26 protein-coding genes are annotated in these 25041 nt (G+C 38.4%); 14 read left to right on the top strand and 12 right to left on the bottom strand.

Translation table 11 applies throughout. The features are described from left to right. Positions 1-12: 12 nt before the first annotated feature. From AC3ITD_RS19345 to AC3ITD_RS19325, 5 genes are all read right to left on the bottom strand, one after another. Positions 13-204 (bottom strand): cold-shock protein, encoded by a 192-nt coding sequence (locus AC3ITD_RS19345; protein ID WP_025141747.1) that lies wholly within the window; start codon positions 202-204, stop codon positions 13-15. A 104-nt stretch (positions 205-308) separates the two neighbouring features. Then, the gene (locus tag AC3ITD_RS19340) at positions 309-1151 is read right to left on the bottom strand and encodes a hypothetical protein (protein ID WP_265797248.1); all 843 of its coding nucleotides are present in this window, start codon (positions 1149-1151) and stop codon (positions 309-311) included. Between the two features lie 100 nt (positions 1152-1251). Continuing rightward, positions 1252-2118, bottom strand: coding sequence for a phosphodiester glycosidase family protein (locus AC3ITD_RS19335; protein WP_489362224.1), 867 nt, complete (start codon positions 2116-2118; stop codon positions 1252-1254). Positions 2119-2274: 156 nt separating this feature from the next. Then, a complete protein-coding gene (locus AC3ITD_RS19330) occupies positions 2275-4785 on the bottom strand; it encodes a zinc-dependent metalloprotease (protein ID WP_265797246.1) in 2511 nt (836 codons plus the stop codon). Positions 4786-4878: 93 nt separating this feature from the next. After that, positions 4879-6126, bottom strand: a complete 1248-nt coding sequence (locus AC3ITD_RS19325; RefSeq protein WP_489362222.1) for a pepsin/retropepsin-like aspartic protease family protein — start codon at positions 6124-6126, stop codon at positions 4879-4881. Positions 6127-6177: 51 nt separating this feature from the next. Between AC3ITD_RS19325 and AC3ITD_RS19320 the strand changes: the two genes are divergently transcribed. The 4 genes from AC3ITD_RS19320 (at position 6178) to AC3ITD_RS19305 (ending at position 10200) form a co-directional block, all read left to right on the top strand. Continuing rightward, a complete protein-coding gene (locus AC3ITD_RS19320) occupies positions 6178-7506 on the top strand; it encodes a D-alanyl-D-alanine carboxypeptidase/D-alanyl-D-alanine-endopeptidase (protein WP_489362220.1) in 1329 nt (442 codons plus the stop codon). Between the two features lie 62 nt (positions 7507-7568). Next, positions 7569-8606 carry a glycosyl hydrolase family 18 protein gene (locus AC3ITD_RS19315; protein WP_489362218.1) on the top strand — a complete coding sequence of 346 codons (1038 nt, stop codon included), beginning with the start codon at positions 7569-7571 and terminating at the stop codon, positions 8604-8606. Continuing rightward, on the top strand, positions 8603-9646 hold the full coding sequence (locus AC3ITD_RS19310; protein ID WP_489362216.1) for an aminotransferase class I/II-fold pyridoxal phosphate-dependent enzyme: 1044 nt from the start codon (positions 8603-8605) through the stop codon (positions 9644-9646). Before AC3ITD_RS19315 ends, AC3ITD_RS19310 begins: the two co-directional genes overlap by 4 nt. A gap of 53 nt (positions 9647-9699) precedes the next feature. Further along, positions 9700-10200 (top strand): phosphoglycerate mutase family protein, encoded by a 501-nt coding sequence (locus tag AC3ITD_RS19305; RefSeq protein ID WP_489362214.1) that lies wholly within the window; start codon positions 9700-9702, stop codon positions 10198-10200. Between the two features lie 98 nt (positions 10201-10298). Here AC3ITD_RS19305 and AC3ITD_RS19300 read toward each other — a convergent pair whose 3' ends face one another. The 4 genes from AC3ITD_RS19300 to porX all read right to left on the bottom strand — a co-directional run bounded on the left by AC3ITD_RS19300 (position 10299) and on the right by porX (position 14370). Then, positions 10299-10976 carry a M15 family metallopeptidase gene (locus tag AC3ITD_RS19300; protein WP_489362212.1) on the bottom strand — a complete coding sequence of 226 codons (678 nt, stop codon included), beginning with the start codon at positions 10974-10976 and terminating at the stop codon, positions 10299-10301. Between the two features lie 49 nt (positions 10977-11025). Continuing rightward, the gene (locus AC3ITD_RS19295; RefSeq protein WP_056850650.1) at positions 11026-12252 is read right to left on the bottom strand and encodes an alanine dehydrogenase; all 1227 of its coding nucleotides are present in this window, start codon (positions 12250-12252) and stop codon (positions 11026-11028) included. A 72-nt stretch (positions 12253-12324) separates the two neighbouring features. After that, entirely contained in the window at positions 12325-12741 is a 417-nt protein-coding gene (gene tsaE, locus AC3ITD_RS19290) for a tRNA (adenosine(37)-N6)-threonylcarbamoyltransferase complex ATPase subunit type 1 TsaE (protein ID WP_265797238.1), read from the bottom strand. A 75-nt stretch (positions 12742-12816) separates the two neighbouring features. After that, entirely contained in the window at positions 12817-14370 is a 1554-nt protein-coding gene (porX, locus tag AC3ITD_RS19285; protein ID WP_265797237.1) for a T9SS response regulator signal transducer PorX, read from the bottom strand. Positions 14371-14481: 111 nt separating this feature from the next. Between porX and AC3ITD_RS19280 the strand changes: the two genes are divergently transcribed. The 6 genes from AC3ITD_RS19280 (at position 14482) to AC3ITD_RS19255 (ending at position 20227) form a co-directional block, all read left to right on the top strand. Then, complete coding sequence (locus AC3ITD_RS19280) at positions 14482-15705, top strand: HD domain-containing protein (protein ID WP_489362209.1); 1224 nt, start codon at positions 14482-14484, stop codon at positions 15703-15705. A gap of 122 nt (positions 15706-15827) precedes the next feature. Beyond that, complete coding sequence (gene lpxD / locus AC3ITD_RS19275) at positions 15828-16904, top strand: UDP-3-O-(3-hydroxymyristoyl)glucosamine N-acyltransferase (RefSeq protein WP_265797235.1); 1077 nt, start codon at positions 15828-15830, stop codon at positions 16902-16904. Continuing rightward, positions 16894-18306 (top strand): bifunctional UDP-3-O-[3-hydroxymyristoyl] N-acetylglucosamine deacetylase/3-hydroxyacyl-ACP dehydratase, encoded by a 1413-nt coding sequence (locus tag AC3ITD_RS19270; protein ID WP_265797234.1) that lies wholly within the window; start codon positions 16894-16896, stop codon positions 18304-18306. Before lpxD ends, AC3ITD_RS19270 begins: the two co-directional genes overlap by 11 nt. After that, positions 18306-19091, top strand: coding sequence for an acyl-ACP--UDP-N-acetylglucosamine O-acyltransferase (lpxA, locus tag AC3ITD_RS19265; RefSeq protein ID WP_029274294.1), 786 nt, complete (start codon positions 18306-18308; stop codon positions 19089-19091). Before AC3ITD_RS19270 ends, lpxA begins: the two co-directional genes overlap by 1 nt. Positions 19092-19129: 38 nt before the next feature. Continuing rightward, positions 19130-19591, top strand: coding sequence for a GNAT family N-acetyltransferase (locus tag AC3ITD_RS19260; RefSeq protein WP_489362205.1), 462 nt, complete (start codon positions 19130-19132; stop codon positions 19589-19591). Positions 19592-19612: 21 nt separating this feature from the next. Next, entirely contained in the window at positions 19613-20227 is a 615-nt protein-coding gene (locus tag AC3ITD_RS19255; protein WP_489362203.1) for an ABC transporter ATP-binding protein, read from the top strand. A gap of 53 nt (positions 20228-20280) precedes the next feature. Here the strand turns inward: AC3ITD_RS19255 and AC3ITD_RS19250 are convergent, their stop codons facing one another. Beyond that, positions 20281-20448 carry a hypothetical protein gene (locus AC3ITD_RS19250; protein WP_265797231.1) on the bottom strand — a complete coding sequence of 56 codons (168 nt, stop codon included), beginning with the start codon at positions 20446-20448 and terminating at the stop codon, positions 20281-20283. Positions 20449-20755: 307 nt separating this feature from the next. Here AC3ITD_RS19250 and efp (AC3ITD_RS19245) point away from each other — a divergent pair, with 307 nt between their 5' ends. The 4 genes from efp (AC3ITD_RS19245) (at position 20756) to AC3ITD_RS19230 (ending at position 23167) form a co-directional block, all read left to right on the top strand. Beyond that, positions 20756-21316, top strand: a complete 561-nt coding sequence (gene efp / locus AC3ITD_RS19245; protein WP_265797230.1) for an elongation factor P — start codon at positions 20756-20758, stop codon at positions 21314-21316. 128 nt (positions 21317-21444) lie between these two features. Next, on the top strand, positions 21445-22005 hold the full coding sequence (gene efp, locus AC3ITD_RS19240) for an elongation factor P (RefSeq protein WP_056850640.1): 561 nt from the start codon (positions 21445-21447) through the stop codon (positions 22003-22005). 433 nt (positions 22006-22438) lie between these two features. Beyond that, on the top strand, positions 22439-22999 hold the full coding sequence (locus tag AC3ITD_RS19235) for a 5-formyltetrahydrofolate cyclo-ligase (protein ID WP_265797229.1): 561 nt from the start codon (positions 22439-22441) through the stop codon (positions 22997-22999). 9 nt (positions 23000-23008) lie between these two features. After that, complete coding sequence (locus AC3ITD_RS19230; RefSeq protein ID WP_265797228.1) at positions 23009-23167, top strand: hypothetical protein; 159 nt, start codon at positions 23009-23011, stop codon at positions 23165-23167. A gap of 369 nt (positions 23168-23536) precedes the next feature. Here the strand turns inward: AC3ITD_RS19230 and AC3ITD_RS19225 are convergent, their stop codons facing one another. Both AC3ITD_RS19225 and AC3ITD_RS19220 read right to left on the bottom strand, forming a co-directional pair. Continuing rightward, entirely contained in the window at positions 23537-24304 is a 768-nt protein-coding gene (locus AC3ITD_RS19225) for an exodeoxyribonuclease III (protein ID WP_265797227.1), read from the bottom strand. Next, positions 24304-25032 (bottom strand): peptidylprolyl isomerase, encoded by a 729-nt coding sequence (locus AC3ITD_RS19220; protein ID WP_489362199.1) that lies wholly within the window; start codon positions 25030-25032, stop codon positions 24304-24306. The genes AC3ITD_RS19225 and AC3ITD_RS19220 overlap by 1 nt, the downstream gene beginning before the upstream one ends. Positions 25033-25041 lie beyond the last annotated feature (9 nt).

Below are 25041 nucleotides of genomic sequence, written 5' to 3'. Positions count from 1 at the left end.
TATGATAGTTAATTAAATTACTTTCACATTAACGGCATTTAAGCCTTTTTTACCGTTAGCAACTTCGTACTGTACTTTGTCGTTTTCACGGATTTCGTCGATAAGACCTGTTGAATGAACAAAAATTTCGCTATCGCCATTCGCAGGTACGATAAAGCCAAAACCTTTAGTTACATTGAAGAATTTTACTGTGCCTTCTTGCATTGTATTAAATATTAAAATTAAGTCTGCAAGGTAAGTTTTAATTTTTAAAATCAAAATAAATTTTAACATTTTTTTAACGTTAAAATTTTGTAAACAGCAGATTACTAAGGCTTTTTAATTGCCTTCCCAACAATCATCACCGTAATTTCGCTATTGTGCGGAATTCCAAGCGTTGTTCCCGGAGCCACATCAAACAGATTTCTGATGTAGATATCTGCCACGCCCTGCATCATTCTTTTCTTAGGTTCTGCAGCTTCGGGTAGCACCCCGTTTACCGACAAAATTTTTAGTGTTCCGGTATAATCCACCACTGCCAAACACTCATAAGCAAAATCCTTATAAGCCCGATTGACCTCTATCCGATATCTCGGAAAAATATAATCATAAGCAGAAGTCCTCTTTTGTAATTTATCCACGCTGCTAAACTTTTCTACTTTAACGATTTTACTTTTGGGCAGAAACTGAACCGGCTCTGTAGCCGCGAATGCAGTTGTATCGGTGCGGTTTACTTCTGCAGCTCTTTTTTCGATATAAATTGTATCTGCCTTTGTAGGTCGTTGCAGAATTTCCGGGGTGGTTTTAAGCTTATTTTTGATGTAATTCTGCGCATAAAAAGTCATGTTTACATCCGATCGAATATCATCAGCTATTTCCTTTCCATCTACCTGCACGCGTTGGAATACCAAACTATCTTTACTGATGTGTTTTACTTTGAAAAATTCTTCTGCGAAGTTGTACACATTGCCATGATCGTATTGCAGGTAAAAGTTTTGCATACGCTGTTTTTGCGGGCTCCAGGCCGACATCGTATCTTCAGAAACTACCTCAATAATCCAGGAAGGTTTTTGCATAAATCCTTGCTCATTAAACGATAACCCATTACTAAAACGGCGTTTTACTTCCTCATAACGAATTCCCTTTACGGGCGCAAATTCAAAATCCCTCAAGCTGGCATCATTTTTTTTGTTTTTATTGCTACAAGCAGAGAGTAACAATATTAAAAAAAAGACTTGTATCGTATTTTTAATCATGTAAAGGCTAAAATAACTATTTCTTTTTTACTAAAACCACGTTGGCTACCTTACGCTGCCCTTCATGGTCCCACTTCTTATTATCAGTTGGATAATTTATCACACCGCTATCAGGCATTCCAGCTACCCATAAAGTTGTAGATCCTCCACCGTCAAAATTGATGGCACTTTCGCAGCCCAACCATTTCATCAGTTTACCTAACTCATGCAAACTCATGCCGGCCGATTTTTCGTTACGCCCATCTACTGTTAACAAAATTATTCTTCCGTTCGGCTTAACACCCAAACAGGTACGTGGGTGGCGCAGACGGGTAAACGAGGTCGTATCTAAAAGCTCATCAACATCATTGTAAGTTAATAACGGTCCGTTGAGCATGATGTTTTGTTCCATTAATTTTGTTTCCCAGCCTGCTGTTCCATCCCATTTTTTAATTGAAATTTTCCCGTTATCAATCACCACAGCTGCTTGCTGATGCCTTGCCCTATTCCCTTCTTTATCCAAACGATTGGTGTTGATAATGTTACCCTTCACTTTAACAAAATCTACTGAACCTCCGTTTTTCACATCGAAAAAATTTCCGTTCACAGCTGCAATCGCGGTATCACGAATACCAAAATTACTGGTGGTAATCAATTCCCTTTCTTCAGCACCTAAAGCAAAAACGGCTTTTCTTCCTGTATTTTTAATCTCCAGAAATGAAATATTTTCATTTGCTGCAAAGAGGTTTTTTTGATCAAAATGATGACGAAACAATCGAACCTGTTTGTCAACACGTGTTCTTTGCCATTTGGTTTTAACAACTGTTGCCGAATCTACATTTTGTGCGTAAGTAAAAAATGCAATCGATGTGATCAGGATGAGAGAAAATAATTTTTTAAGCATGGATTTAGGATTTGCTATAAAATTAAAAAAAAGGGAGTAAACCTTAATGGGCTTACTCCGTTTTTAAATTTAGGAATGGTTTGAATAATTAAGTGTTCAGATGATCGGCTTGAAACCTTCCAACTTTTAAACATTTTAACACTCCAACCCATCTATTTATTTCTTCGGATCTAAAATATCTTTAATTCGAACAGTCAGATCATCGTAATGCGCCTTTGCAATAGCATCTCCAGCTACCGAACGGGCTTTTGTTGTAGCCTGTAAAGCTTTTAATTCTGCTCTCACTAAAGGTCGAATATCTGATAAACTCACATTGATTGGCGTTAACCCATAACTTGCAGCAGCTTCAACTGGGAAACCTGCAGGCAATTCCGATTCAGTTGTCATTAAATAGCCTAAACGATCTACATATGCTCTTTGTAGATTACGTTTAAACGCATCTGGTCTGCCTGCGGCGAAAACAGAAGTTTTAATATCCTTAAATAACTCAGGCAAGGTGTAAGCTTTTGCAGTGCCGTTTTTAGTTTCGTTATCTAATAAACGGGCAATTCGTGGTGCCGCTAAAAGATTAACCAAAGTGTTGGCCTGCACTGCTTTGATTCTATTTAAAAGTGTACCGTTATCAAATTTACTCAATTGATCATTGTTAATTAACCAAAGCGGGGTAGTAAACAATTGTTGATTAAAAAATGAAACAGCTTCTTTTTGTTTTGCTTTTGATAAGTAACTATAGACCGGACCAGTTTGATCATAGGTTTTAAAGTTTTCGCTCATCCCACCAACATTGGTAAGTACGTGGCCCATGTAGCGGTTATATTGACCAACAATTTCAGTATAGATTTCTTTCAAATCGCTGTAGTCTTTACCTTTTTGGTAGGTCCATTTTTCTACGTTTGGAAGAATGCGTTTTAAGTTTGCAATGCCATAAGTACTTGCTTTCATCGCATTATCACCCAAATCTTCGCTTTGCAAACGAGGATCTAGCGATGTACCTTGTCTACCATAAAAATAAAGCGGGTTACCCGCATTTTTTAAAGTCCATTGGTTTAAGATTTCCTTTTCCTGCTGGGCAGTTTTGTTTCCTGGAATCCAGGAGTAACCCCATTTAATTGACCATTTATCATATTCACCAATTTGTGGATGCATTTTGGTTACACCATCTCCAGGTTGAGCAATATAATTGAAACGGGCATAATCCATAATAGAAGGTGCTGTTCCATGCTTATCGGTAAACGCTTTCGAACGTAACGAATCTACCGGGTAAGCGTAACTAGAACCGAAGTTATGTGGCAAACCTAGTGTATGGCCAATTTCGTGCGACGAAACGAAGCGGATTAATTCTCCCATTTGCGCATCAGAAAACTTAGCTTTACGAACTTCAGGGTTAATGGCTGCCGTTTGAACGAAGTACCAGTTGCGTAATAAACTCATCACGTTGTGATACCAACCAATGTGTGTTTCTAAAATTTGGCCCGTACGCGGATCGCTTACATGCGGTCCGTATGCGTTTGGAATATCAGAAGCAAAGTAACGGACTACCGAATACCGCGAGTCTTCTACACTAAACTGCGGATCTTCTTGAGGTGTAGGCGCTTGTTTACCAAAAATAGCGTTTTTGAAACCTGCCGCTTCAAAAGCCACTTGCCAATCGTTAATTCCCTGAATTAAAAATGGAACCCATTTTTTCGGCGTAGCCGGATCGATATAAATGATGATGGGTTTAACAGGCTCCACCAATTCGCCTCTTTTATAAGCCGCTGTATCTTTTGGAACCAAATTCCAACGGTGAATGTAAGCCGTACGTTCTGCCTTTTGTGCATCGGTACCGTAGTCAATTTGAGATTGACCGAAGTAGCCCACCCGACTATCCATAATTCTAGCTTTCACAGGGATTTTCGGCAACAATAACATCGAAGTATTAAATTCGAAAGTTACCGCTCCGTTGCTGTTATCAGTTGGAGATTCTGCAGCACGATAAGTTTTAGCCGTTTTAACTTCGATATTTATCGGAAAGGTTTTTACGGTATCGATATAAGAACGAGTGGCATCATAAGTAATCACTTTGTAAGCTTTGCGGATTTGATCGGTAGCACCAATCGCCATAATATCGCCGTTATAAAAGTCAGTTACATCGATTACGATACCCGTAGTATCTTTATTGTATGCCTTGATTTCGAAGCTTGCAAGAATCTGCGCCAAATTAGAGTTTTGCACCGACTCGTACATATCGCTAGTCGAATCTGCCTTTGTAGCATAACTTGGTACGCGGATGTAAACCTGTTTCCCTCTACGTTCCCATTTCCAAACCTGCTCGTTTAATTCTTCACCACCGTATTGCTGGTTGCCTACTTTAATACCCACAGGCGCTTTTGCCAATCGCGTAACTACCAGCATTTCACGGTTGATAATTGAATCTGGTATTTCGAAATACCATTTATCATCCACTTTGTGTGTTTTGAATAATCCGTTAGTGGTTCTGGCTTTTGATGTAATGACCTCTGAGTAGGGTTTAATTCCTTCTTTTTTGGGTGCCGCAGCAGCTGCTGCCGGGGTTGCAGGGCTAGTTGTGCCCTTTTTCGGTTTTTTTTGTGCTTGTGCTGAATCAATACCAGCTAAACCAAGCACCATAATACCAGCTAATGCCAGTACTTTCACTTGTTTCTTCATTTATATGTTTATAAGATCTTTATGATAATAAGAGCCCGAAGTTATAGCCTTGTTACCTGATTAATATTGTGTAACTATAAAATTACTAATAGGTTAAATCCTTTTTTCAAGCCTGACCACTTTAAAGAAAACTTTGCTGTCGCGATAAACCTCTAATATGACTGTTTTATCGGCTTTAGATTTGAACATCTCCGTCAGATCGTTTAAAGTATAGGCATTGATGGATTTGAAATTTACGCCAATAATTTCATCGTACGGGCATAATCCTGCTTTTTCGGCTGGCGACCCTTCATCAATTTCGCCAACAATCACCCTCTTATACTCTGCCTGATCCAGATAAATTACCATGCCCACCATGTCATGCTGGAAAGGAACTCTAGCCAGGCTATTTGGTTTCAGGTACATAAACTTATCCTGGTAATTTAGCTGTACATCGAATTTCCGTAGCATTTCAGCACCTAGGTTTCCATTGCGAAAAGTTAAGTCAATCTTTTTTGAAATGGATTCAAAATCCGGGAAACCCGATACTACATCATTAAAAATATGACCCCCCAAATAAAAAGTGCTAATCCTACCCATATAACCCTTTATTTGTCCGCTCAGGCTCATCCCTAAATTCGCCTTAATAGTTTTCTCCGGCAGCGGGAAAGCACCTCCGTTTAACATTTCCATTGATAAAGCATGACTGGCCCCGGTATCCATCAGTAACCGCGTACTTACTTTTCCCTTATCAGGAATGTCCATTTGAACATCCACATAAGGCTTTAAGTTCTCAATAAATATCGGCACCCTGGTGCCTCTATATTTTATCTTCCTGCTTACATCGCTAAATATGATTCTATTCTCGCTATAACGAATATCAACAATAAAACTATTGAAGAAACTAAAGCCAATTAAACCGTAAATTTTAATCCCTAAATGACCAGATAGATTGAACAAATCTTCTTTAAGTATAGCTGTGGGGATATGATTAACTTTGGCGCTTCCTATTTTAGCCGTAATATTTTGCGATACATAGGCGTCAACCGTTTCCAACCCCAAGCCCGATAATTTAATTTTTCGCATTAGACCAAAATTTAAAGTATCAATAATTGATGGGTCGGTGATGATCATTGGCCCTACACCGGTATCTAGCACGAAATTATAGGGTCCTTTTTCATTTACAAAAACTGGAATGATCATCAAGTTTTTGATGCACTTAAACTGAATAGATTGCTTTTGCTTATTTCCAGGAAAGGTAAATTCTTGCGCCTTTGAATGCAAACCGAACAAAATAAATGCAACACAAATGGCGAATTTGCGGATATCAAGATAGATAACAGAAGCATATTTGGTTAACATTAAATTAAATTTAATAAATTAGTTGGTAATTATCATTTCTAAACTTTCAGCATGCCTATTTATAAAATCCATTCTCAGCTTCTTACACTTTCTCTTGCGTGTGTATTGGTAATTTCCAGTTGCTCTACCAATAAAATGGTTGCCAAAAGAGTAGCTAAAGAATTCAAAAATTCGACGGTGATAAAGCCGTACCAAGTGGGCTTTGCGCTTTATAACATGGACGATAAAAAGATGATTTATGAGAAAGACGCAGATAAATACTTCTCGCCAGCATCTAATACCAAGCTTTATACTTTTTTTGCCAGTTTAAAAATGTTGCCAGAGCAAATGCCGGCTTTGAAATACATTGAACGTAACGACTCCTTAATTTTCTGGGGCACCGGCGACCCATCGTTTCTGCAATTTGCTGTTAAAGATAAATCGGCATACAATTTCCTTCAAGCATCGAATAAAAAACTATTTTTTGCACCTGGTAGATATTCCGGGACTTTTTTTGGCGATGGCTGGAGTTGGGATGACTACGATTATTATTATCAACCCGAAATTACAGAAATGCCTATAATGGATAATATGGTTACTTCCACCTATCAATCTCCCGGTAAAATCAATATTTCGCCAAAGGTTTTTGCACATTGCTTCGAGGTAGATTCGAGCAAAACCACCGGCGGCTTCCAGGTAACCAGAGATTTTTTAACCAACCATTTCCGCTATCCTTTAGTTGAGGTGAAGCCCAATTACAATCAGCAAAACCCTTACAAAACCAGCGTTCAAACAACCTTGGAGGTACTTTCGGATACACTACATAAAAGTGTTGGCGTTGTAAAAATGAAAATCCCTGCAAATGCAAAAACACTTCCAGGCGCCAAACGCGATTCCGTTTTAAAGCACATGATGTTGCCAAGCGATAATTTTATTGCCGAACATTTATTATTGGTTTGCTCCAATCAAATTAGCGACACTTTAAGCACCACAAAAGCCATTCAGCATATCACTAAAAACTATTTATCTTTTTTGCCAGATAAAGTAAAATGGGCTGATGGATCTGGCCTGTCCCGTCAGAATTTATTTACCCCACGAGATAATATTTATTTACTCGATTCCATTTATCACCTAGTAAATAACAGAGAAAAACTTTTTGATATGCTCCCGGCTGGAGGAAAAAGCGGAACACTCAGAAATGCCTATCCTAAAACTGATCAGCCTTTTGTTTATGGCAAAACCGGATCATTAGGTGGCGTTCACAATCAAAGTGGTTATGTGCTCACTAAAAAAGGTAAAACGTATATCTATTCTTTTATGAATAATAATTTTATTAATCCTACTAGCGAAGTAAGGGCAGAAATGGTCAGAATAATGACTTATATCCATGAAAACTTTTAGTCCAAAGCCTAAGAAAATTTAATTGGTGCAGAATATATAAGCCTTAATAAACCGCTAATCCTATGAGAAAAATCTACTTATTGCTAGGCGTCGCATTGTTGCTTGGAATTAGCTCCTGCAAAAAAAGTGAGGGTGTTGTTGAACCGCCTACACCGATAGACCCGACTGTCCCTACAACACCTTATATTGCTGACAACAGTTTTAAAGTTGTAGCCTATTTTCCAAGCTATCGCGATCCAAATGGAATTGCTGATGCAAAATATAAAATGATTACGCATTTATTTTATGCTTTCCTAAATCCAAATACGGATGGATCTTTAGCCACTTTGGAACAAGCCTCACGATTTTCGGCGGTAATGCAGAAAGCAAAAGCAAATGGTGTTAAAACAGGCATTTCAGTTTCGGGCACCCGCAGCATTTTCATTGAAATGGCTACTTCAGTAACAGCGAGAAAGCTTTTTGTAAAGAACGTTCTAGCCTTTGCCCGAACCAATAACCTTGATGGCGTAGATATGGATTGGGAATATCCAAGTACCGCAGATGGATCTGCAGATAATTATGTGTTATTGATGAAAGAACTTTCTGATTCCCTGCACAAATATCACAAGTTTTTAAGTGCTGCCATAACTCCCGGAGTTTATGCCGGCAGCATCCGCGATGGATTAAAAAACGAGGTTTTTCCTACTGTTGATTTCTTCAACATCATGGTCTATGATGGCGTCGGTTGGGACAAGAATGAACCCATTCAACATGCTTCTTACAACATGGCGGTGGCCAGTTTAAATTATTGGATGGGTACACGTGGTATGCCAAAAGAAAAGGCAGTTTTAGGAATTCCCGCCTATGGAAAAAATGCTTCGAATGCTTCAAAAGCTTACCGGGATTTTGTAGCCGCTAATGCTGATGTTAATTTGGATTATGCTACAATTGATAATGTTCAGTATTATTATAATGGCCTAATGACTACGAAGAAAAAAGCCAAACTCGCAAAAGAAACTGCCAATGGCATAATGTTTTGGGAATTCTATCATGATGACAACGGCAACAAATCAATTATTAGAGCAGCCAATGATGAATTGGGCAGAAATTACAATAAATGAATACCAATTTCAGATCGGTTAAGGGGCCATTCTCTAATAAAATTACCATTGATGGAGAATCCTATCTTTATTTCGGCGGAACGGCTTATCTCGGCATTCCACAAAATCAGGACTTTATTGATTTATATATCGAAGGCATTAAGAAATTCGGTTTGAATAACGGCACCAGCCGGAGTAATAATATTCAATTGGGCATTTATGAAGTAGGGGAATGTGAAGCTGCCCGGCGATTTTGTGCTGAAGATGCCTTAATTACATCCAGCGGTTATTTGGCAGCACAACTTACCGTTAAAACTTTAGCCACATTTGGGAATGTCGTTTATGCGCCTTTAACTCATCCTGCGTTGTGGTTAAACGAATCGCCAGAGGTGTTGTCGTCGTCTTTTTTGGAATGGAAAACTGAGGTTGTTGCATTAATTAATGAGGCTGAACAGCAAAACTGGGTGCTGATTAGCAATTCGATGAACAATCTTTTCCCTGAAATTTATGATTTCGACTTCCTGAAAGAAATCTCATCTGATAAAAATATAATACTGATTGTTGATGATTCTCATGGAATTGGGGTAAACAACAATGGCTCAGGCACCTTTGCTAACTTACCGAAACTTAAAAACTTAACTTGCGTGGTTGTTGCATCTATGGCAAAAGCCCTTGGCGTAGACGCAGGAATAGTGCTCGGCGACAAAAAAATAGTCAGGCAACTTAAAAGCTGCAATATATTTGTTGGCGCCTCTCCCCCTGCCGCAGCTGGAATTTATGCATTTATCCATGCCCAAGAAATTTATCGTCATGCATGGAAGAAGCTTCAGGATAACATCTCTCGTTTTAGAAATTCATTAAATCCAACCTGGAAGTTTGAGCAGGATTTTCCTGCTTACTTTCTCAATTACCCTACGCTGAGCGATGATTTGTTATTAAAAAAAATTCTGATCTCTTCTTTTCCTTATCCAAACGCAAATAGTGACTCCATAAACAGGATTGTGCTGAGTAGCTGGCATGAGCCGGAGGATATTGAAACTTTAATAAGAGCCCTGGTTTAAGTCTAACTAAGACAAGTATGGCACAAGCCAATAAATTTTCTAATCTTTATAAAATGAAACGATTGATTTTTTTCTTCTCCCTATGTCTGCTAGTGTCAACTGCTGTTTTAGCGCAAAATACCGAAGTTTGGGTAGTTCGCCATGCTGAAAAAGACAAATCGAACCCTGAAGACAAAGATCCAAACCTTTCGGATGAAGGCAGAATTAGAGCCGGTGACTTAGCTACGTTTTTGAAGAATGTGAAGTTTGACGTAGGATACAGCACAGCATATAAAAGAACACATCAAACATTAGATTCGTTAATTATCCCGAAGGTTATTAATTACACTGATCCGAAATCATTGGTAGACTCCGTTAAAAAAAACTATAGCGGTAAAACGGTAATTATTGCCGCCCACTCGAATACCGTTTTAGCAATTATTGAGGCTTTTGGTGGAAAACGACCAATGGAAATGCTTACTGATGACGATTACGATTATATTTTTCGATTGACGGTGAAAGATGATAAAGCCAAGGTGAAAAAAGATCAGTACGGAAGACCGCATCATCTGTAGTTGGGAGTTGTCGGTTTGGAGTTGAGAGCTTGTTTACAAACTTTTTAAACAAGTTAGGAATGGTAATCGCACAAATGGCTAATGAACTAGCGCACTTGCTATAGTTTCTCAAACCGAATATCCATCAAATCATATTGTTGCCAGCCAGAAAAATCATAATGCCACCATTCGTTATCTAACACATTCAATTCATATTTCTTCATTGTGGAGATTAACAAATCGCGGTTCTTTTTAACTTCTGCTGAAACCGGTTCATAGTTGGCTGCAGCTGCTGCTGAAAAACTATCGTATGGGGTCGCCATTGCCAATTCCTTTCCTGTTTTTAGGTTAATTAGTGTCAAATCTACGGCACAACCTCTGTTGTGTTTTGAACCTTTCGCAGGGTTAGCCACAAAGTTTTTATCGCTGGCCTTTTTATAAAACTCAACAGTTATGTCGTAAGGGCGATAACCGTCGAAAATCTTTATTCCGTAACCTTTTTTATTTAATTCCCTCTGGATTTTTTTTAGCGATTCTACAACCGGTTTTCGGGCAAAGGCCCTCGCCTGTTTGTACATCACCTGTTTCATAAAATTATTCTTCGTAGCGTAACGAATATCTAACTTAATGCTAGGGATTGCTTCTTTAATCTCTATCAATTCATTATTCGGATTGGTTTTTACAGATGCCAGGTATTGGTTGTACGAACTTACAACAGTCAGTTTCGATGGCGAACTGTTTTGAGCGAAAGTAGAAAATGAAAAGATCAGAAATAAAAAGAGGAGTTTGATTTTCATGTTAATGGATATTGCACTTAGGTCGTCATTGCGAGGCACAAGTATATAATTACTGATTTGAAACCACGAGCAACTCCAAATCTTTAAATGGCAAATTAAACATATCGGCCAGATCTTTATTGGTACAATTTCCCTGATAAATGTAAAGTGCTTCGCGAATTCCTGGGTTATTCCAAACCATATTCATCAATCCTCCAAACTCACCAATATCCAGTAAAATTGGAGCAAAAATATTCGTCAATGCGTAAGATGCAGTTCTCGGAACACGGGATGCGATATTCGGAACGCAATAATGAATCACATCATACTTTCTAAAAATTGGATTGGTGTGGTTAGTTACTTCCGAAGTTTCAAAACACCCGCCCTGATCAATGCTAATATCAATCACCACCGAATGTGGTTTCATTTTAGCAACCGTTTCTTCCATCACCACACAAGGACTTCTACCATGACTGGCACGGATGGCACCAATGACTACATCGCAAGTTACAATGGCTTTATTTAAAACAATCGGCTGCATTACCGAGGTGAAAACACGACTCCCTAAATTATTTTGTAAACGGCGCAACCGATAAATCGAGCTATCAAAAACCTTTACTTCAGCACCAAGTGCTAATGCTGTTCTTGCGGCATATTCTCCTACCGTTCCAGCGCCTAAAATTACAATTTCTGTCGGCGGAACCCCTGTAAAACCACCCAACATCAACCCTTTTCCCCCCGTAACATTACTTAAATATTCCGCAGCAATTAAAATGGACGTAGAGCCTACAATTTCACTCATGGCCCGCACCACGCTCAACACATTCCCTTCATCACGCAGGTTTTCAAAACACAAAGCATTGATCTTTTTCTGCATTAATGCTTTCAAATAATCTTGCTTTAAAGTTCCGGTTTGCAGTGAAGAAATCAAGGTCTGCCCTTTGTGCATCATTTCAATTTCTTCCAGCATCGGTGGTGCAATTTTCACCAGGATATCCGAATCGAAAACCTCTTTTTTATCATAAGCGATTTTTGCACCTTGCTCAGCATATTCTGAATCAGAAAAATTTGCAGCTGTTCCTGCGCCACTTTCTAATATTACCCTATGGCCATTGTTAACCAACAGCGCAACCGAAAGTGGTGTTAGCGCAATTCGATTTTCCTGAAAAGAAATTTCTTTTGGTATTCCGATGTTCAGGCTATTTTTCCTGTTTCTGGTTTCTAGTGTCGCCTCCTGTGTTTGCAATAAACCCTGACGAGCGATATCGGCCATTCCTTCGCGTAATCCTGTAGCCATGCTGCTTAAAAATATGTTAGTTTTAGGTTGTTCAAGGTACGGAAAATCTATTAATTATTGGAAAACTAAATGTTATACCTTACTGAAACTGAATACTCTCCGATACTCATCGACAATAGCTATCTCAACTTTTACAAGATGAGCTGGCAATAACTCGGCTACTCTTTCAGGCCATTCAATCAAACAAATGCCTCCACCATAAAAGTACTCTTCGTAGCCTAAATCGTATGCTTCCTGAATATCTTTGATGCGGTAAAAATCAAAATGAAATACCGAACCGTTAGGACTTTCGTATTCATTTACGATAGAATAAGTTGGGCTCGAAACCACATCCTGTACGCCTAATGTTTTGCAAAAAATTTTAATAAAAGTGGTTTTGCCTGCGCCCATTTCCCCATCGAAAATGAAAATCTTTTCCCCCTTAGAAAATTCTAAAAGTTGTTGCGCTACCTGAGGCAAATCTGATAAACCGTTAATTGCTATCTCCATTTTAAATTAATAAAGGCAAAAGTAATACATAAATGCATTGCTTTTGCCTTCTTATTCCGCTTTAGGGTTTAGATATTATCTTGGCGAATAGGTTACCACCGGAATAATCATTTCTTCCAACGAAATTCCTCCATGCTGAAATGTTTCATTGTAGTAATTTACAAACTGGTTGTAGTTATTTGGATAAACGAAATAGCTATCTTCACGGGCAAAAATATAACTACTGCTGATATTGATTTTTGGCAATAATGCATCATGAGGGTTTTTAATCAGAAAAACCTCTTTAGCATTAAAATTCAGGTTTCTGCCTTGTTTGTACCTTAAATTTGTGTTCGTCGCCCTGTCGCCAATAACCTTAACCGGTTTTTTAACACGAATAGTTCCATGATCGGTGGTGATGATCACTTTAACTTGTTTCTGCGAAATTTTCTTTAATAAATCCCAAAGCGGAGAATGCTCAAACCAGGATAACGTTAGCGAACGGTAAGCCGCATCGTCGTTTGCTAACTCACGGATCATCTGCATGTCGGTACGGGCATGACTTAGCATATCAACAAAATTGAAAACAATTGCATTGAAATCATTCTGAAGCAGGTTATTGGTTTGCTCAACCAAATCTTTCCCTTGCTCAAATGTTAAAATCTTATTATAACTGAATTTGCAATCTTTTCTTAAGCTACGCTTGATGTTGTCGGCCAGGAAAGCCTCTTCATGCATATTTTTTCCGCCCTCATCATCATCATTTTGCCAAAGCTGTGGAAACCGCTTTTCCATATCCAAAGGCATTAAACCTGAAAAAATCGAATTACGGGCATATTGGGTTGCTGTTGGCAAAATGCTAGTGTACATATCTTCCTCGTCAATTCTAAAATATTCAGAAATTAAGGGGTTAATAATTTTCCATTGATCATAACGCAAATTATCGATCAGAATAAAAAATACCGGCGTGGTATCATTAATATGTGGGAAAGCTTTTTTCTTCAACAATTCGTTAGAAAGCAAAGGCGCCTGGTCCTTGTTCTTAATCCAGTTGAGATAATTTTCTTCAATAAATTTGGTGAACTGTGTATTCGCTTCCTGTTTCTGCATGGTTAAAATCTCATGCATTTGTGGGTCGTCCAGCTTCTCCAGTTCCAGTTCCCAGAAAACTATTTTTTTGTAGACATCTACCCATTCTTCATAATTCAATCTGTCGCCAAGGGTCATCCCCAAACGGCGAAAATCCTGTTGGTAAGCCATTGATGTTTTCTCGCTTACCAAACGTTTGTTATCAATCAACTTTTTAATCGTTAATAAAACCTGTTTCGGGTTTACCGGTTTGATTAGATAATCGTCGATCTTACTTCCAATCGCATCCTCCATAAGGTTTTCTTCTTCACTTTTGGTGATGAGTACAACAGGCACATCCGGATTAAGATTTTTGATGGCAGACAGGGTTTCAATGCCACTCATTCCAGGCATATTTTCATCTAAAAAAACAAGGTCGAAATGGGTTTTTCCGAAAGCTTCGAGGGCATCGTTACCATTGGTAAAAGTGGTTACTGCGTAACCTTTATCATTTAATAAAAGTATATGTGGTTTTAATAGGTCAATTTCGTCATCGGCCCACAATATTTTAGTTTCTTGCATGTTTTTGTAAAAATAGGTATGTATTGCCTTTTTATTTTGGCGGGTAAATCAATCTATAAATAAAAATAGCAATTTTTGTACCGTATCTATCTATTTAACTATTTTTAACGATTGAATAAGAAGAAAATAATAAACGATCCGGTTTACGGTTTCATCAACATTCCCTCAGAACTGGTTTACGATGTCATTTCGCATCCCTATTTCCAGCGTTTACGTTATATAAAACAACTTGGAATGACGCATTTGGTATATCCAGGTGCTTTACATACCCGTTTTCATCACGCTTTAGGCGCCATGCACCTCATGGGTTTGGCTATCGAAGTTTTAAGAAGTAAGGGCAATACTATAACCGAGGGAGAAGAAGAAGCGGCTATACTGGCTATTTTACTACACGATATTGGCCACGGTCCATTTTCGCATGCCCTAGAACACTCGCTGGTTACAGGCATTAAACACGAAGATATTTCAGCAAAGCTGATGTATGATTTGAATGATCATTTTAGTGGCAAACTAACTCATGCAATTGAAGTATTTAATGGCACCTACCCGAAAAGATTTCTTCATCAATTGATTTCTGGGCAGCTGGATTTAGATAGGATGGATTACCTAAACCGCGATAGCTTTTTTACTGGAGTAAGTGAAGGGGTAATCAGTTTCGATCGGATTATCAAAATGTTTAATGTATTTGATGATGATTTAGTGATCGAAGAAAAAGGAATCTATTCAATTGAAAAATTTCTTATCGCCCGCCGTTTAATGTATTGGCAGGTTTATTTGCACAAAACGGTTATCGCTGGGGAGATGATTCTGGTGAAATTACTGGAAAGGGCAAAGGAACTATCGTCCGCAGGCGAAGATTTATTTGCAGCGCCTTCATTAAGGTATTTTTTCGATCATGATATCAGCGAAAACAACTTCTTTTCGCAACACGAAAATCTGGAGCACTTCACCAATCTGGATGATCAGGATATATACGCCGCAGTGAAGGTTTGGGTAAAACATCCTGATAAAATACTATCAACTCTTTGCCAGATGCTTACCTCAAGAAATTTATATAAAGTAGAAATGAGCAATGAAAGGGCACCTGTAGATCGGGTTAATTTCTTAAAAGACGCTACCGTTGCTTTACTTGGAATTAAGCCTGAAGAAGCCAGATATTTTGTGTTTACCGATGCGATACAAAACCGGGCTTACAATGCCGGGGTTGGAAACATCAAGATTTTAATGAAAAATAACGATATTGTTGATATTGCCAAAGCTTCGGATTTATCGAACCTGGAATCCTTGCAGAAAACAGTAGAGAAATATATTCTCTGCTACCCAAGGGGGATTTAAGATTAATTAACAAAATATTTAACTTTTACTGCCGTTTTAAGTCTTACTATTGTGTAAAATATACACGGTTTAACCTTGATAGGTTTTTTTGTTCATATCAATTTAACATATACCTTTGTACGATGCAATTTACTGCAAAGCAGATAAGCGAGTTTTTAAACGGTTCCATCGATGGTAACCCCGATGCAGCCGTTACCGAACTTTCCAAAATAGAAGATGGTAAAGAAGGCTCCTTGTCTTTTCTTTCTAACCCGAAGTATGAAAACTTCCTGTATTCTACGCAGGCGTCTGTAGTTATCGTTTCAAAGGATTTCGCCCCTACACAACCCTATACAAGCACATTAATTCGTGTTGATAATCCATATAGTTCATTTACTGTTTTATTGGATAAATACAACGAAGCGGTAAACGCACAAGCGGCCCAATCTGGTATTGATAAGTTAGCTTTCGTGCATCCATCGGCTAAAATTGGCAAAAATGTTTTTATTGATGCCTTTGCCTATGTTGCCGAAAATGTGGTAATAGGCGATGGCAGCAGGTTAAATGCACAAACATTTGTTGGAGCAAATTCCAAAGTTGGCGAAAACAGCATTTTTTTTCCCGGTGTAAAAATTTATCACAACTCCATTGTTGGCAATCGGGTAATCATTCATTCCAATACCGTAATCGGAAGTGATGGTTTTGGATTTGCTCCGCAGAAAGATGGAACGTACAATAAGATTCCTCAAATTGGAAATGTTATTATAGAAGATGATGTCGAAATCGGTGCAAATACAACTGTAGATCGCGCTACAATGGGTTCGACTATTGTAAAAAAAGGCGCAAAAATCGACAACCTGATTCAGATTGCCCACAATGTGGAAATTGGGGAAAACACCGTTTTGGCAGCGCAATCTGGTATATCTGGAAGCACGAAAATCGGTCCTAACAGTGTTGTTGGCGGCCAGGTTGGTATTGCAGGGCATTTAACTTTAGCTAAAGGCACTCAAATTGGTGCACAGGCCGGGATTAATTTCAACATCACTGAAGAAAATAAACAATGGCATGGTAGTCCGGCGCAACCCCTGCGTAACTGGATGCGTGCCTCGGTAATTTTTAAACATCTACCAGATGTAGAAAAAAGAATAAACGCTCTAGAAAAAGAATTGGAAAGGCTCACCGCCGAATTGGAAAAGAATACAATACACAATGAACGTTAGACAAAAGACGATTAAACAAGAAATATCAGCTGCAGGTGTCGGTTTACACACAGGCGCTAATGTTACCCTTACTTTTTGCCCTGCGCCTGAAAATCATGGCTTTAAATTTCAACGTATTGATTTAGATGGACAACCGATTATTGATGCTGATGCAGATAATGTAACCGATACTTCTCGTGGAACAACTATTACACAAAATGGTGCAAGCGTCAGTACAGTTGAACATGTAATGGCCTCGCTTGTAGGGATGGACTTAGACAACATTCTAATTAAGCTTGATGGTCCGGAAACCCCGATTATGGATGGCAGTTCCATCCAGTTTATTGATTTATTGGAACAAGTTGGGTTAGTTGAACAAAATGCCGATCGTGAATATTTTACCATTCCTCATAACATCACTTATACAGAAGAAGACAGAAAAGTTGAAATCGTGGCTATGCCTTTAGATGACTACCGCTTTACTTGTATGATTGACTATAACTCGCCGGTTTTGGGCAGCCAACATGCTGGCATCAACACCATTGCCGAGTTTAAAAAAGAAATTGCTTCTTGCCGTACTTTTTGTTTCTTACATGAGTTAGAATATCAGCTTTCTCATAACTTGATTAAGGGAGGAGATTTAAATAACGCCATAGTTATTGTTGACAAAGAAGTTACTAAGGACGAGTTAAGCCATTTAGCTAAACTTTTTAACCGTGCCGATATTGATGTGGCTCCACAAGGTATTTTAAACAATATGGAGTTACGCTATCAAAACGAGCCTGCTCGTCATAAATTATTGGATATGATTGGCGATTTAGCTTTGGTTGGTATGCACTTAAAAGGTCATATTATGGCAGCTCGTCCGGGCCATGCCGCTAACGTAGCTTTTGCTAAAAAGATAAAAGCCGCTATTAAAAAGGAAAAAAACAAAAAAATTCAGAAAGTGTACGATCCAAGTGCTAAGCCGTTGTATGATGTGGTACAGATTATGGAAATTTTGCCTCATCGGCAGCCGTTTTTATTTGTAGATAAAATTCTGGAGCTTTCTAAAAACCATGTTGTGGGTGTTAAAAACGTAACCATGAATGAAGAGTTTTTTAAAGGGCATTTCCCTGGCGCACCGGTATTTCCTGGTGTAATTCAAATCGAGGCGATGGCACAAGTGGGTGGCATTTTAGTTTTAAGTACCGTTCCAGATCCAAGTAATTACCTTACCTATTTTTTAAAAATCGATAACGTTCGTTTTAGAGCTCAGGTTCTTCCAGGCGACACGATAGTTTTCCGCTGCGACTTGCTGGAACCCATCAGAAGAGGTATTGCTCAGATGAAAGGTGTTGGCATGGTTGGGGAAAAAATCGTCGTAGAAGCCGAGATGATGGCTCAAATTTCAAAAGTTAAACAAGCAGAACCAACCCAATAATGATACAACCTTTAGCATACATACATCCTCAAGCCAAAATTGCCGAAAATGTGGTAATTGAACCTTTTGTAGTGATACATAAAGACGTTGTCATTGGAGAAGGAACCTGGATTGGCTCGAACGTAACGATTATGGACGGTGCTCGTATTGGCAAAAACTGCCGAATTTTCCCAGGAGCAGTAATTTCTGGAGAGCCTCAGGATTTGAAATTCGCCGGCGAGGTTACTACTGCCGAAATTGGTGATAACACCACCATTCGTGAGTGCGTAACGATAAACCGGGGAACAAAAGATAAATGGAAAACAACAATTGGCAGCAACTGTTTAATCCAGGCTTATTCCCACATCGCACATGATTGTGAGGTAGGCAACAATTGTATTTTCTCTAACAGCACCACTCTTGCCGGGCACATTACCATTGGAAACAATGTTGTTCTTGCTGGCTTGGTGGCTATTCACCAATTTGTTAAGGTTGGTTCTTACGCATTTGTGACTGGCGGATCCTTGGTTCGTAAAGACGTTCCTCCGTATGTTAAGGCTGCCCGTGAGCCACTTTCTTATGCTGGTATTAATTCCGTTGGCTTGCGCAGAAGGGGTTTTACCAACGAACAGATTGATGAGATTCAGGAAATTTACCGTGTTCTTTTTGTAAAACACAATAACGTAACCAAGGCTCTAGACATGATCGAGGCCGAATTCAAACCAACGGAAATTCGTGATGAAATTGTAGATTTCATTCGCAATTCTAACCGTGGTGTGATGAAAGGTTTCGGAATGGGCAGCTAAGGCTACAGCAGACAGAGCAAAGCTTAAAGCAATTATTCATGAGCAATTTGACGCTAATCAGAACCCATTCAGACAACGCTGATTTTCGAGAACTGGTTATTTTGTTAGATAAAGATTTAGCCATTAGAGATGGTGATGAACATGCCTTTTATGCTCAATTTAATAAAGTAGATGCGATTAAAGAAGTTGTTGTTGCCTATCAAAAAGAAATTCCTATTGCTTGTGGCGCAATAAAACCCTTCTCTACAGCAGCAGCCGAAGTTAAACGCATGTTTGTTCATCCTAGTTATAGAAAACAAGGTATTGCAGCCAATGTTTTATCTGAACTGGAAAATTGGGCTGCAGAATTAGGCTTTAGTCAAACGGTTTTAGAAACAGGCAAAAAGCAACCCGAAGCCATTGCTTTATACCAGAAAAGTGGCTACAAGATTATACCGAACTATGGTCAGTATATCGGTGTAGACAATAGTGTTTGCATGGCCAAATTGCTGAATGTTTAATCACTAATCGCAAAACGCTTAATGAAAATCGTTTTAAATCATGTTGGCAGAAGGTTTAATAAAGAATGGATTTTTAGAAATCTCAGCACCGAATTCAGCACTGGCAACAGTTATGCTATTTTAGGTCCCAATGGTTCAGGGAAATCTACTTTATTGAGTGTTTTAACTGGAAGTTTAACACCATCGGAGGGAACACTCTCGTTTTCGGATGATAAAGAAATTGCCATAGAGGATATTTACACACACATCAGTTTAGCTGCTCCTTATTTAGAACTGGTAGAAACTTTTACTTTGAAAGAAATAATTGATTTCCATTTCAAGTTCAAGAATTTCGCAGCCGGAGTTGATGCTAAATCTTTGATTTCCATTTTGGGTTTAGAGAAATCGGCTAACAAAGAAATTAAGTACTTCTCATCGGGAATGAAACAAAGAACTAAACTGGCTTTGGCCTGCTGTTCTAACTCACCAATATTATTTCTGGATGAACCCACGAGTAATTTAGACGTTCAGGGGATAACCTGGTACCGAGAATTAATTGAAAACTTTACAAAAGGCAGGTTGACAATAATCGGTTCAAACCAAATTCAAGAATACGATTTCTGTACAGAACAGATTCAAATAGCTGATTTTAAATAGTTTACACCCAAAACTCATTTAGAAGAAAACACTTCTTTTGTCATCACTTTGTATTATAAATTAATTTTAATAAAAATATTTTGTAATTGATGAATACTTCTTACCTTTGCACCACCAAAAAGAGAAAGAAATTTTAATTTATCTCTCCCAGGAAAACGATCATATTCTCCGTAATACGGAAACAAGATATACAGCTTTAAAAAGCGAAAAAATTTTTTCATAGTTTAGTTTGAGGTTTAGGTTGATTATGCCTTTGGAGTGGTTCCCAAAGGCATTTCTTTTATACGAAGGTTTTTCTTTTTCCGTAAAGTATAGAAAAAAGATCTTGTTTCTTGCCCAAGCCCGCTTTATCTAAACCCGATTGCCCGACAATACCTCTATTTTCACAAAAATATTAAAGAAAATGCGGGAAAGCAATCCCGTAATCAGAGGTTTTGCTCGAAAGGAATTCCCTTGGAACTTTCCAAATCAAAATTGATTTTTTTAACTTTGATGTTCAAAAATTTTTAAAGATAACACATTACAAAAATGTCAAAAGCATCAGAAGTAAAAAGCGGAAACGTGCTTCGTTTTAACGGAGAGTTAGTGAGCGTAGAAGAATATATTCATCGTACGCCAGGCAATTTGAGGGCATTCTATCAAGCCAGGATGCGCAATGTAAAAACAGGAAAAATTGTTGAATACCGTTTCCGTACCGATGAAGAAGTGACCATCTGCCGTGTTGAAACCAATGATTATCAGTATTTATATGAAGATGGCGATTATCTTGTGGTAATGGATAACAACACTTTTGAGCAGTATAACATCCCAAAATTACTTTTCGGAAGCTCAATTAAATTTTTGAAAGAAGGCATGAATGTAACCATTGCTTTTGAAAGTGACGAGCCGATTGTTGCGCAATTACCGAACAATGTAGAGCTGGAAATCACCTACACAGAGCCGGCCGTTAAAGGTGACACTTCTACAAGTGCTCAGAAATATGCCACTGTAGAAACTGGCGCCGAAATAAGGGTTCCATTGTTCATTAACCAGGGTGATAAAGTAAAAGTAGACACCAAAACAGGCGATTACATGGAGCGGGTGAAGTAAAAATTTGAGCTCGAAATTTCCCTAAACCTTAAGCCTTATCCCTTAATCCTTTATAGGTTTTTACTAAAATAATTTTACCTTTGCCGACACAAAAAACTGAAATATAAATCCAATTAGGATCACATCATATGGCTAAAGCATCAGAAATTAAAAACGGTAACATCTTACGTGTAAATGGCGAGTTAGTTACTGTTGACGAATGGAATCACCGTACACCAGGTAAAGGCGGCGCTTTTTACACCGGTAAATTCCGTAATATTAAATCGGGCAGAATTGTTGAGGCTCGTATGGGTACAGACGAGGCTGTTGAAATTTGCCGTGTGGAAACTAGCGATTATCAATATCTTTACGAAGATGGCGATTATCTGGTAGTAATGGACAATAACACTTACGAGCAATACAATGTAGAGAAAACGCTCTTTGGTTCTGCAATCAAATTTTTAAAGGAAGGCATGAGTGTTATCGTTTCAATGGAAAGCGACGAAGCGATTATGGGTCAGTTGCCAAACTTTGCTGAGTTTGAAATTACCTATTCTGAACCAGCAGTTAAAGGCGATACTTCTACCAACGCATTAAAAGCGGCAACACTTGAAAATGGCGTGGAGGTTAAAGTGCCTATGTTCGTAAACCAAGGCGATAAAATTAAAGTTGATACGCGTACAGGTGAGTATGTAGAACGTGTAAAATAGATTATAAAATCTTAAAACGAGCCCTTGGATTTATTTTCAAGGGCTTTTTTGTTAAAAATTTTTGTTACGGAACCGCAGATTTACGCTGAGAATTTTATTAAGAACGGCCGTCATTGCGACGCACGAAGCAATCTCCTTTAATAAAATCAGACAACAAATGAGATTGCTTCAATCGAGAAAATCGATTTCGCAAATACGAAAAGTTAAAAACGTCAATGGTAGGCACAAAGGATCTGTTTCATCGGCTGCAGATGCTTCGTGCCTAAGCATGACAGCATATTCAGCGTTGCTGCCATAAAAAAGTATTTCGACTACTATCGCCTGCCTGCCGCAGGCAAAGGGTTTAGAAATATAGCCAGCACAACTATGTTCCGTTGCTAAGCGCAGAAACTAGCGCTATTTCTAATTGTTATATTTGTCTAAACGTAAAGCCATGTTAAAATCCGAAATCAGAAAACAAGCTTTGAAAGATAGATTAGCGATTCGCGATATGGAATATGAATCGCTAAATACTGGGTTGCTAAATCAATTCATTAAGCTGGATTTTAGCGCAGTGAAAACGCTACATATATTTTTACCCATCATCGAAAAAAAAGAACCAAATACTTTCTTGCTCATCGAATGGCTGGCAGAACAACATCCCCAAATCAAAATCATTGTTCCGAAGGCTGATTTTGAAACTGCTTTAATGACCAATCACGAATACCTGGGTGTGGACGATTTACAGAAAAATTTGTACAATATTTTAGAACCTCAAAAAGGCATCATCCATAATGGTGAAATAGATATGGTTTTAATCCCATTGCTGGCTTTTGATAGGCGGGGTTATCGCGTAGGTTACGGCAAAGGCTTTTACGACCGTTTTCTCCAAAATATAAATGCTCAAAAAATAGGGCTATCTTTGTCGCCTGCGATTGATAAAATCGATGATGTGAATGAACATGACATCGCTTTAGATTTTTGCATCATACCAACAGAAACTATCAAATTTTAAGCTTTAATCATGGCACAGGAAATCGTTATCAAAACCGAAAAACAGTATGAAGAGAACATGATTGCGGTATTTGAATTGCAGGAAAAAGAAGAGCTTACCGCTGAGGATTTAAAGCAAATTGAGCTGATGTTGAAAGCTGGCGAGAAATACGAGGAAGAGCATTTATAGGAATTTTTCTATTTAAATCTTGGTCAATCATTTGTCCACTTCGGTCGATTAACCTTTTACTTAGCTATTCTTACCAGCATAAAGTCTGCTTAAACCCCCGAATCTGCGGGGAATGATTTCCACTCAAGATAGATTTATAGTAGGCAGATGGTTTATTGCCTTTTAGGCTTCTGCATATTACGCTGATTTTCGCGGAAACAAATTTCTCGAAAATTGACAAACATGGTTCCTTAAATTTCAAATTGACCGAGTATAAAAACATCTTCTCCCTCTAAAAGCGATTCCGCTAGATATTTAAGGAGTTGGTTACCTGTTCTTCAAGCTGTGATGAGTTAAGCGAATTAAAATCCTGACTTGTTACCGACAGATTTATTCCAATTCCAATAAAACAGGGCAGTGATCAGAGTGGATGGCATCAGGCAAAATCCTCACATTTTTCAGCCTACTTTCGAGAGACTTTGTGGCCAGGTGATAATCGATGCGCCAACCCAGGTTCTTCCCTCTCGAACCCGCACGATAGCTCCACCAGGTGTAATGGTGTGGATCTTTATTAAAATGACGGAAAGTATCTATGAAACCATTTTCGAGAAATAACTGCATCCATTCACGTTCTTCGGGCAAAAATCCTGATGAATTGGCATTCGATTTTGGATTATGAATATCAATGGAAGTATGGCAAATGTTATAATCCCCACTTACAATTAAATTAGGTATTTCGTTCCGCAATTCGCCAATGTATCCATCAAAAAAGTGCATGAACTCGTATTTTTTTACTTGCCGTTCGTCGCCGCTCGAACCTGACGGCATGTACAAACTCATGAGGGAAAAATCATCAAAATCAGCTCTTATAACTCGACCTTCTTTATCAATCCATTCTTCTCCACATCCGTATTCAACATGATTGGGCTTTATTTTAGTTAGAATCGCGACACCACTATATCCTTTTTTTTCAGCTGGATACCAATAGTGATGGTAACCGAGTTGCTCAATTAAAGCTATAATTTCTGGAATTTGTACAGGCAATGCTTTCACTTCCTGCAGGCAAACCATATCAGCATTAGTAGCCTGCAACCAGCCGAAAAAGTTTTTGGTGCTTGCCGCTCGAATTCCGTTAACGTTATAGGAGATGATTTTCATCAATGTTTTGTTATCATTCTATCTTTCAAAGAATCCTGCAACAGCTGTTTTTCCAATTTCTTCGCTTCCCTCTTTTTCAAAATGCTAATATCCATTTTAACATCTTGTTTAGGGCGATTATTTTTATCAGTTTGTAGCATAGCGATTTTATCAACCATATCTAAGCCGACCACAATTTCGCCATAAACGGTATAATTTCTATCTAAATGCGGTGTACCGCCGATGCTTTTATAAACCTGCCGCTGATATTCTGGTATTTTAAACTTCAATCGTTTTTCTTCGAGAGAATTCAACTGCTCATCAGTAAAAACCTTGCCTTGCACTAAATAAAACTGACTTCCGCTAGATTCTTTTTTAGGGTTAACCATATCGCCTTCTCTTGCCGCAGCCAGAACGCCTTTCTTATGAAATAAACTGTCTCTGAATTCGGCTGGAATGGTATATTTCGGGCCGCCTTCTCCAAGCAAAGAGTCCGGTTTAGCATTTCTCGAATCCGGGTCACCACCCTGAATCATGAAATCCTTTATCACTCTGTGAAATAACGTTCCGTTGTAATAACCATCTTTTGCAAGTTTCAGAAAGTTTTCCCGATGTAAAGGGGTTTCATTATAAAGTTTTACAATGCATTCTCCAAACTCCGTTTTTATTCTGATATATTGATTTTTAGGCTTGGCAGCAAAGGCCGAAAACATCGAAAAAGCGCAAACGAATAATAATAATTTCTTCATTTATTTGTG

The sequence above is a fragment of the Pedobacter sp. KH_004 genome, assembly GCF_057840755.1.
Note: the sequence above shows the minus strand (reverse complement) of the source record. Positions and strands in the feature narration are given on the sequence as shown.

What these genes read in the sequence shown, in the direction of transcription:
- AC3ITD_RS19230 (WP_265797228.1), top strand. Translation starts at nt 23,009, where the DNA reads ATGGCACAGGAAATCGTTATCAAAACCGAAAAACAGTATGAAGAGAAC.
- AC3ITD_RS19255 (WP_489362203.1), top strand. Translation starts at nt 19,613, where the DNA reads ATGAAAATCGTTTTAAATCATGTTGGCAGAAGGTTTAATAAAGAATGG.
- AC3ITD_RS19235 (WP_265797229.1), top strand. Translation starts at nt 22,439, where the DNA reads ATGTTAAAATCCGAAATCAGAAAACAAGCTTTGAAAGATAGATTAGCG.
- AC3ITD_RS19220 (WP_489362199.1), bottom strand. Translation starts at nt 25,032, where the DNA reads ATGAAGAAATTATTATTATTCGTTTGCGCTTTTTCGATGTTTTCGGCC.
- AC3ITD_RS19295 (WP_056850650.1), bottom strand. Translation starts at nt 12,252, where the DNA reads ATGGCTACAGGATTACGCGAAGGAATGGCCGATATCGCTCGTCAGGGT.
- lpxD (WP_265797235.1), top strand. Translation starts at nt 15,828, where the DNA reads ATGCAATTTACTGCAAAGCAGATAAGCGAGTTTTTAAACGGTTCCATC.
- AC3ITD_RS19305 (WP_489362214.1), top strand. Translation starts at nt 9,700, where the DNA reads ATGAAACGATTGATTTTTTTCTTCTCCCTATGTCTGCTAGTGTCAACT.
- AC3ITD_RS19300 (WP_489362212.1), bottom strand. Translation starts at nt 10,976, where the DNA reads ATGAAAATCAAACTCCTCTTTTTATTTCTGATCTTTTCATTTTCTACT.
- AC3ITD_RS19270 (WP_265797234.1), top strand. Translation starts at nt 16,894, where the DNA reads ATGAACGTTAGACAAAAGACGATTAAACAAGAAATATCAGCTGCAGGT.
- AC3ITD_RS19250 (WP_265797231.1), bottom strand. Translation starts at nt 20,448, where the DNA reads ATGAAAAAATTTTTTCGCTTTTTAAAGCTGTATATCTTGTTTCCGTAT.
- efp (WP_056850640.1), top strand. Translation starts at nt 21,445, where the DNA reads ATGGCTAAAGCATCAGAAATTAAAAACGGTAACATCTTACGTGTAAAT.
- AC3ITD_RS19315 (WP_489362218.1), top strand. Translation starts at nt 7,569, where the DNA reads ATGAGAAAAATCTACTTATTGCTAGGCGTCGCATTGTTGCTTGGAATT.
- AC3ITD_RS19225 (WP_265797227.1), bottom strand. Translation starts at nt 24,304, where the DNA reads ATGAAAATCATCTCCTATAACGTTAACGGAATTCGAGCGGCAAGCACC.
- tsaE (WP_265797238.1), bottom strand. Translation starts at nt 12,741, where the DNA reads ATGGAGATAGCAATTAACGGTTTATCAGATTTGCCTCAGGTAGCGCAA.
- AC3ITD_RS19330 (WP_265797246.1), bottom strand. Translation starts at nt 4,785, where the DNA reads ATGAAGAAACAAGTGAAAGTACTGGCATTAGCTGGTATTATGGTGCTT.
- AC3ITD_RS19335 (WP_489362224.1), bottom strand. Translation starts at nt 2,118, where the DNA reads ATGCTTAAAAAATTATTTTCTCTCATCCTGATCACATCGATTGCATTT.
- AC3ITD_RS19310 (WP_489362216.1), top strand. Translation starts at nt 8,603, where the DNA reads ATGAATACCAATTTCAGATCGGTTAAGGGGCCATTCTCTAATAAAATT.
- porX (WP_265797237.1), bottom strand. Translation starts at nt 14,370, where the DNA reads ATGCAAGAAACTAAAATATTGTGGGCCGATGACGAAATTGACCTATTA.
- AC3ITD_RS19325 (WP_489362222.1), bottom strand. Translation starts at nt 6,126, where the DNA reads ATGTTAACCAAATATGCTTCTGTTATCTATCTTGATATCCGCAAATTC.
- AC3ITD_RS19345 (WP_025141747.1), bottom strand. Translation starts at nt 204, where the DNA reads ATGCAAGAAGGCACAGTAAAATTCTTCAATGTAACTAAAGGTTTTGGC.
- AC3ITD_RS19260 (WP_489362205.1), top strand. Translation starts at nt 19,130, where the DNA reads ATGAGCAATTTGACGCTAATCAGAACCCATTCAGACAACGCTGATTTT.
- AC3ITD_RS19320 (WP_489362220.1), top strand. Translation starts at nt 6,178, where the DNA reads ATGCCTATTTATAAAATCCATTCTCAGCTTCTTACACTTTCTCTTGCG.
- efp (WP_265797230.1), top strand. Translation starts at nt 20,756, where the DNA reads ATGTCAAAAGCATCAGAAGTAAAAAGCGGAAACGTGCTTCGTTTTAAC.
- lpxA (WP_029274294.1), top strand. Translation starts at nt 18,306, where the DNA reads ATGATACAACCTTTAGCATACATACATCCTCAAGCCAAAATTGCCGAA.